The following is a 6,586-nucleotide window of genomic DNA, read 5'->3' on the forward strand; positions in this document are numbered from 1 at the left end:
CACCCGGGCGGCGACGGTCCAGCTCGCCCGAACGGCGACGGTCCGCCGCCCACGCCGGGCGGCGACGGGCCGTCAGCCGTTGCGGGCGGCCTCGGGGCCGGTGATCCGCTTCAGCAGCGGCAGCGTCGAGGCGATGATCCCGACCGAGGCCACCACACCGAGGGCGACGAAGCCGAAGTACACCGCGCCCGGCGACACCAGGTGGTAGTCCATCTGGGAGCTGAGGAACAGGGCCGAGGCGGCGAGGGCCGCGCCGATCGAGATCACCGCCACCGACAGCAGCGGCAGAACGCTCTCCAGCGCGATCACCCGCTGGAGCAGCCGCAGCGGCGAGCCGGTGAGCCGCAGCATCGCGAACGGCCGCCTGCGGTCGGAGAGTCCGGCCACCACGCTGACCGCGAGGCTGCACCCGGCGATCGGGAGCGTGGTCAGCAGCACCACGTTCGCCAACTGCCGCCAGCCGGCGAGCCGTTGCTGGCCTTCGGTGGCCCAGTCGCCGACCGTGTGCGCGTCGTGGTCGGGCCACGCCGCGGTGAGCACCGTCCGGACCTGCTCCTTCGCCGCCGTCGATCCGTCGGTCGTGGCGTAGAGCAGTTGGACCGGGAGCTTCGCGACCTCCTCCGCGGAGACCGGGGCGGCGGGCCACTCGGCGTCCGGGCGCGAGGTGAGGTTGAGGAACTCGCGCGACGGGACGGCCGCCACGCTCGCCCCGGCCGCGCAGTGGCCGACCACCGGGACCTCGGCGAGGTCCGCGCAGGACACCAGGCCGGGGGTGAGGAGCGGGGCGTCCGGGCGGGGGCTCACCGGGATCTTCCCGAGGCCGGCCGGGTTGGTGTGGAGCACCGCGAGACCCCGCAGGCCCGGCACGGCCCGCGCCTGCGCCAGGACCTGCTCCGGCACCGCGTCCGTCAGTTGCCTGCCGTCCCGGTAGTCGCCCTGCACCACGGACGCGCGGGACGACTGGTCACCGTCCAGCGAGCCGCGGTTGGCGTTGATCGTGCCGATGACGCAGACCGTCGACGTGGTGACGAACAGCGCCAGGATCAGGCCGCTGACCGCGCGGAATCCGGCCTTCGGGTCGTCCGCGAGCCGGCGCACCGCGATCAGCGTGGCCGGACGGCTGGTGCGGCGGGCGACCGCACGGGCGGCGACCATGGTCAGCCACGGCCCGGCGATCACCAGGCCGAGCATCACCAGCAGGAATCCGGGCAGGTAGGCCGCCGCCTGTCCGTTCCCGGTGGCCGGGCGGCGGCCGAGGAAGTACACCAGCTCCGCGAGCCCGGCCAGCAGCGGGACCAGCCGCCAGGCCCGGGGCGGCCGCGGGGTGACCCGGCGGCTGACGCCCAGCGGGGAGACGGTGACCCGGCGCAGCGCGAACCGGGCCGCCACCGCCGAGGCGAGCGGCACGGCCAGGACGGTGCCCAGCATCTGGAGGCCGGTCAGGCTCAGGTCGTCGAGGTGGAAGCGGCCGCCGGTGAAGGGCACGTCGGCCACCAGCGGGCGCAGCGCCAGGTAGAGGCCGAATCCGGCGGCCGTACCGGCCACCGCGGCGACGGTGGACTCGACCGCGGCGATCACCGAGATCTGCCGCGGGGTGGCACCGACCAGTCGCATCGCGGCGAACCGCTGCTCCCGGGTGGCGGCGGACAGGCGGGTCGCGGTGCCGATGAAGATCAGCACCGGGAAGATCATCGCACCGCCCACCACCGACAGGATGAGCGTCATCGCGTCACCCCGGATGCCCCGGCTCAGGCAGTCGCCGTTCCCGCACTCGGGCCGGGTGGTGGCGATGGTGGTGACGGCGACGGCGCGGGGCGCGGCCTCGACCTCGCCGACCGTCCGGCCGACGACCACGGCCAGCGTGTCCGGGGAGGGCATCGCCGAGTCGTTCAGGGTGCCGGCCATCCGACCCGGGAAGCGGTCGCCCAGCTCGACGGCCGGGACGGTGCGCAGCAGCGCGGCCAGCGCCGGGGAGGCGTAGTACTCGCCGGGGGCCGGCACCCGGTCGAGCCCCGGCGGGACGGGCGAGGTCGGCCCGGTCGCGGCGACGTCGATCTCGCGGATCTCCGAGCCGTCGTAGTAGTCGTTGTGGGGCCGCCACCACAGCGGGTCGACCTGCGCGCTCTCGGTCCGGCTCCGGGCCCCGGAGTCGAGCCAGACCTGGCGCTGGTTGGCGCGGTCGATCGCGTTCATGCTGGCGAGCGTGGACAGCAGCAGCCCGACCCCGATCGCCACCGCCGCCGCGATCATCAGCAGCCGGGCGAGCGCCTCCCGGCCGCCGCTGACCGCCAGCCGGAGCGAGAACCGGATCACGAGGCCACCGACCCGGCTCCGGCTCCGGCCCCGGCCCCGGCCCCGGCTCCGGCTCCGGCTCCGGCTCCGGCGGAGAGCGTGCGGGCCTGGCCGTCGCGGACGATCGCCTCGCGGTCGGCGTAGGCGGCGACCCGCGGCTCGTGGGTGACCAGGATGACGGTGGTGCCCTGCTCCCGGGCCGAGCCGACCATCAGTTCCATCACCTGCTCGCCGGTCAGCGAGTCCAGCGCGCCGGTCGGCTCGTCGGCGAACAGCACCTGCGGCCGGGCCACCAGGCCCCGGGCCAGCGCCACGCGCTGCGCCTGACCACCGGACAGTTCGCCGGAGCGGCGCCGCTCCATGCCGTCCAGGCCGAGCCGGGCGAACCACGGCCGGGCCTGCGCGAGAGCGTCCGCGCGGCGCACGCCGTTCAGCAGCAGCGGCAGCGCCACGTTCTCCTCCGCCGTCAACTCCGGGACGAGCTGGCCGAACTGGAACACGAAGCCGAACTTGTCGCGGCGCAGGGCGCTGCGCCCCGCCTCGTTCAGGGTGTCCAGGCGCTGCCCGTTGAACAGCACCTCGCCCGCGTCGGGCACCAGGATGCCGGCCAGGCAGTGCAGTAACGTCGACTTTCCCGAGCCGCTCGGGCCCATGATGGCGAGCACCTCGCCGGCCTCGACGGACAGGCTCGCCCCGCGCAGGGCGGGGGTCTCACCGAAGGACAGGGCGATGTCGCGGGCCTCGATCACGGCGGTCATGAGCGCACCGCCTCGGCCAGCGCGTCCAGGCGGGCGGCGGTGAGGTCGATCCAGCGCAGGTCGGCGTCCAGGTGGAACAGGCCGTGGTCGGCGAGCAGGGCGTCCACCAGGGCGCCGGTGCGGCGCAGTTCGGTGAGTTCGCGCATCCGGCGCAGGTGGGCGGCGCGCTGGGTGTCCAGGTACTCCTCGGCGTCGCGGCCCAGCATCAGGGCCAGCACCACCTTGGTGAACAGCACGCTCTGCAGGTTGGGTTCGGGCGCGACCGGATCCCGGAGCCAGGTCTCGAACTCCGTCACCCCCGCGTCGGTGATCACGTAGCGCTTGCGTTCGGGTCCGTCGCCGGGCTCCGCCTCGCCCGCGACCACCTTGCCGTCCCGGGCCAGCCGGCCGAGGGTCGCGTACACCTGTCCGTACGGGAGGGGTTTGCCGCGGCCGAAGAGGGAGTCGTAGTCGCGCTTGAGGTCGTAGCCATGGCTCGGCTCCCGCTCCAGCAGCCCCAGCAGGGTCAAAGGAACACTCATGGGGGAGACCATACCCCACGCGTATACTCCGAGTGTATAGCTGGCGAGAATACGGCCTCTGCCTGCGGAAACCCCGTCAGAACCCGGCCGAGACCCGGGCGGAAGTCGGTCAGAACGCGGCCAGAGCGCGGCCGGAGCGCGATCAGAACCTGGGCGGACACACCGTCACCCGGGTGCGGGCGGGCAGGAGGCAGCCCCACGCTCACCCCCTGCACCGCACCACGGCCCGACACCCCCACGGTCAACCGGGCCAAGCCGTCCCCTGACACGAAGGATGCGGCCGGACCCCAGCCTGCCCGCCCGCCCGGCCGCTGCCGAGGGCCGAACGTCCCGGGTGCGCGAAGGGGCGCCGGGCGGCCGCGCACCCGGGCGCGACCCGGAACGCGACCGGCGCGCGGCGGCGCCGTCCGCAGGTCCCGGTGGTACGAGCCCGCACGACTCTTGTGCGCGGGCGGCCACCGGGTGGAAATTGGGTGACGAAGCCTCACGACCTCACCACCGCGCCGCCCCAACCCCCCTGAGGAGCCGTCGACGTGTCCAGCACACCCCGCCCCGCCCGGCCCTCGTCGCGCCCGCCGCGAACCGGCCGCCGGCTGCGGCGGGCCTTCGGTGCCCGGCACGAACCGCTGGTCCGGCCCGTCGACCGGGCCCGCGCCCGCGCCTGGCTGCTGAGCGCCTTCGGAGCCCTGCTCGCCCTCGCCTTCGCCACCGGCAGCTCCCTGCTCGCCTACCACGCCACCGCACCCCAGGCCGACAGCGACCGCCTGCGCCTCCACAAGGTCGACGCCGTGGTGCTCACCCTCCCCGACCACGGCTCCGGCACGGGCACCGGCACCGGAGGACGCTTCGGCGCCGGCTACAGCAGCCGCGTCGACGCCGAGGCCTCCTGGACCTACCCCGACGGCCAGCCGCACACCGGCACCGTCCAGGCCCCCCGTACGGCCGTCACCGGCACCGTCGTCCCCGTCTGGGTCGACCCCGCCGGCGCTCTCTCCTCGCCCCCGACCAACCGCGCCGCCGTCGCCGTCTCCGCCGTCTGCACCGGCGCCGGCGCCCTCCTCGCCCTCCTGGCCCTGCTCACCCTCGCCCTGCGCCTTCGCCTACACGTCCTCGACCGCCGCGCCGACGAGGCCTGGACCCAGGGCTGGGCCCGCCTCGAACCCCTCTGGAGCGGCCGCGCCGGCCACCGCCAGGACGACTGACCCCTGTGGACGAGCGGGAACCGGCGAGCAGCGGGACGCGACGCCGGGTCAGAGCGGGTGGGTCCAGTCCGGGGCGGGGTGGGCTCCGGCGGCCCGGTGGGTGAGGGCCGCGACGGCGACGAGGAGGGCCAGGGCGAGGGTCAGGGCGATGGGGACGTCGGCCTGGCGGATGAGGAGGGCGCCGACGAGGGCGCCGACGAACATCCAGACGGCGGAGGCCAGACGGCGGGGGCCGGTGCGGTCGGCGGCGAGGGCCGTGATGGTCATGGTGAGCACCGTGGTGGTCAGGTCGGGGACCTTGAGGGAGCGGACCACCGCGTTCTGGCCGCCCATGGCGAAGGCCAGCAGCCCGATGAGGCCGTAGCGGGCCGGGTCGGAGGTGTAGCCGGCCACGGTGGCCAGGGCGATGCTCGCGGCGACGAACACCGTCTGGGCGACCACCGCCGTGGTCAGCAACCGCCCGCGGTGGTCGGGCAGCCGTCGGGCGAGGTGGCCGCCGACCAGGGCGCCGACGACGAACGCGGCGAGGGCGCTCAGCGAGGCGGTGGCGGAGAGTCCGGCGGCACCGGCCAGGGCGAAGCCGAGGAAGACCACGTTGCCGGTCATGTTGGCGACGAAGACGTGGCCGAGCCGGAGGTAGCTGACCGCGTCCACCAGTCCGGTGACGACGGTGAGCACCAGCAGCATCGGCACCAGCGGCCCGTGCCTGGGGTCGGGGGTGAACATCGGGACCTCCTGGTCGGCCTCGTGACGGTGCCTCCGTTCTACCTCCCCCGGGCCGCCCGCTAGGCGAGCGCGGGGCGGCTCGGGTCGTCGGGTTCGTCGTCGAGGTGCCAGTGCAGGTCGCGGACGCCGGGTTCTAGGGAGAGCCGGCTGACGACCTGTTCGAGGGCCGGGGCGACCTGCCCGGTGATGGCCACGGTGGCGCGCAGGCTGGTGGCGTCGCCGCTGTCGGTGCGGCGGGCGCGCAGGCCGGTGGGGGCGAGGCCGGAGGCGGACAGGGCCTGGAGCAGCAGGGCCCGGATGTGGGTCTCGGCCTTGCGCTCGCATTCCAGATGGACGGTGGCGCGGACGGTGGAGTCGGGGTCGCTGCCGGACTGCGGGGCCCGGTCGAGCATCCGGCCGGCCGGGCGCAGGATCAGGTGGACGGCGAGGACGCCGAGCGTGCCGAGGACGGCGAATTCGAGCTTCCCGGCGGCGGCGAGCACCCCGACGGCGGCCGAACACCACAGCGTGGCGGCGGTGTTGAGGCCGCGGACGCCGGCGCCGTCGCGCAGGATGACGCCACCGCCGAGGAAACCGATGCCGGAGACGACGTAGGAGGCGACCCGGGTGGGGCTGGCGGCGTCACTGACGGCCTCGCTGTACAGCACGAACAAGGTGGCGCCGGCGGCGACCAGGGCGTTGGTGCGCAGGCCGGCCATCCGGGCCCGCCACTGGCGTTCGACGCCGATGAGCGCGCCGCAGGCGACCCCGGTGGCGAGCCGGACGAGGAAGTCGGCGGTGGTCAGGGTGTGCACGACGGCACCTCCTTCACTGGGAGAGCGGGGAGAACTGGAAGAGCGGGGAGACGGACGGACGGGTGGCGGGCCGCTGCCCACCACCCGTCCGTTCGGGCTGCGGTCTGCGGCTCAGTGGTTGAGCGCGGTTTGGACGATCTTGATGATGACCATCACCATCGCGACCAGGAGGTAGGCGCGCAGGGCGCCCATGCCGAGCTTGCGGGCGGTGGACATGACCGGCTTGCCGAGGGTCTCCAGCGGGGGCATCCGCCATTCCTCGCGGCCGGTGCGGTCGACGGGGTCCTCCTTGG

At 74.9% G+C, this 6,586-nt stretch carries 6 protein-coding genes and 1 pseudogene; 1 reads left to right on the forward strand and 6 read right to left on the reverse strand.

Annotated elements, in window-relative coordinates; translation table 11 throughout:
* Positions 1–72: 72 nt before the first annotated feature.
* Genes AB0R04_RS10075 through AB0R04_RS10085 form a run of 3 tightly spaced genes read right to left on the reverse strand, consistent with a single transcriptional unit; the run spans position 73 to position 3,571 of the window.
* Complete coding sequence (locus tag AB0R04_RS10075; RefSeq protein WP_363369740.1) at positions 73–2,313, reverse strand: FtsX-like permease family protein; 2,241 nt, start codon at positions 2,311–2,313, stop codon at positions 73–75.
* Positions 2,310–3,050, reverse strand: a complete 741-nt coding sequence (locus AB0R04_RS10080; RefSeq protein WP_363369742.1) for an ABC transporter ATP-binding protein — start codon at positions 3,048–3,050, stop codon at positions 2,310–2,312. The genes AB0R04_RS10075 and AB0R04_RS10080 overlap by 4 nt, the downstream gene beginning before the upstream one ends.
* Positions 3,047–3,571, reverse strand: a complete 525-nt coding sequence (locus AB0R04_RS10085; protein ID WP_063346498.1) for a PadR family transcriptional regulator — start codon at positions 3,569–3,571, stop codon at positions 3,047–3,049. The genes AB0R04_RS10080 and AB0R04_RS10085 overlap by 4 nt, the downstream gene beginning before the upstream one ends.
* Before the next feature lie 533 nt (positions 3,572–4,104).
* Here AB0R04_RS10085 and AB0R04_RS10090 point away from each other — a divergent pair.
* Positions 4,105–4,773, forward strand: a complete 669-nt coding sequence (locus AB0R04_RS10090) for a hypothetical protein (RefSeq protein ID WP_363369746.1) — start codon at positions 4,105–4,107, stop codon at positions 4,771–4,773.
* 48 nt (positions 4,774–4,821) lie between these two features.
* Here the strand turns inward: AB0R04_RS10090 and AB0R04_RS10095 are convergent, their stop codons facing one another.
* The 3 genes and pseudogenes from AB0R04_RS10095 to AB0R04_RS10105 form a co-directional block, all read right to left on the reverse strand.
* Positions 4,822–5,499, reverse strand: a complete 678-nt coding sequence (locus tag AB0R04_RS10095; RefSeq protein WP_363369749.1) for a YoaK family protein — start codon at positions 5,497–5,499, stop codon at positions 4,822–4,824.
* Positions 5,500–5,558: 59 nt separating this feature from the next.
* Positions 5,559–6,293, reverse strand: coding sequence for an MgtC/SapB family protein (locus AB0R04_RS10100; protein ID WP_363369751.1), 735 nt, complete (start codon positions 6,291–6,293; stop codon positions 5,559–5,561).
* A 111-nt stretch (positions 6,294–6,404) separates the two neighbouring features.
* Positions 6,405–6,586: pseudogene (locus tag AB0R04_RS10105) on the reverse strand (manganese transporter); the annotation flags it as partial.

It is taken from the genome of Kitasatospora sp. NPDC056731 (assembly GCF_040687675.1).
GTDB lineage: Bacteria > Actinomycetota > Actinomycetes > Streptomycetales > Streptomycetaceae > Kitasatospora.

Coding starts and splice junctions, on each gene's coding strand:
- AB0R04_RS10080 (WP_363369742.1), bottom strand. CDS start 3,050: ATGACCGCCGTGATCGAGGCCCGCGACATCGCCCTGTCCTTCGGTGAG.
- AB0R04_RS10085 (WP_063346498.1), bottom strand. CDS start 3,571: ATGAGTGTTCCTTTGACCCTGCTGGGGCTGCTGGAGCGGGAGCCGAGC.
- AB0R04_RS10095 (WP_363369749.1), bottom strand. CDS start 5,499: ATGTTCACCCCCGACCCCAGGCACGGGCCGCTGGTGCCGATGCTGCTG.